We start from the raw sequence: 346 nt of genomic DNA on the forward strand, positions 1-346 counted from the left end.
GCTGCGCATCCAGCGCTGGGACGACCACCGCTACTACCACCACAACCGCGTCAATCAGAGCTTGCACGTGGTGAGCGCGATCAGCTTCCTGGTGGCCTACGCCCTGGCGTTCAAGGACCCGGCCACGGCGGCCTTGATCGGCTGGCTGGTGGCGATGACGTCCCGGCAGGCCGGCCATCTGTTCTTCGAGCCCAAGGGCTACGACCACGTCAACGACGCGACGCACGAGCACAAAGAGGAGATCAAGGTCGGCTACAACCTGCAGCGCAAGATCGTGCTGCTGGCGATCTGGGCGCTGTCCCCCCTCCCGCTCTACTTCGACCCGAGTCTGTTCGGCCTGATCGCG

At 65.0% G+C, this 346-nt stretch carries 1 protein-coding gene; it reads left to right on the forward strand.

What is annotated here, in order from left to right; translation table 11 throughout:
• Positions 1-346, forward strand: a 346-nt coding sequence (locus KZZ07_RS26735) for a hypothetical protein (RefSeq protein ID WP_219519957.1), incomplete at both ends; no start/stop codon positions are given.

It is taken from the genome of Mameliella sp. CS4 (assembly GCF_019392335.1).
GTDB lineage: Bacteria > Pseudomonadota > Alphaproteobacteria > Rhodobacterales > Rhodobacteraceae > Antarctobacter.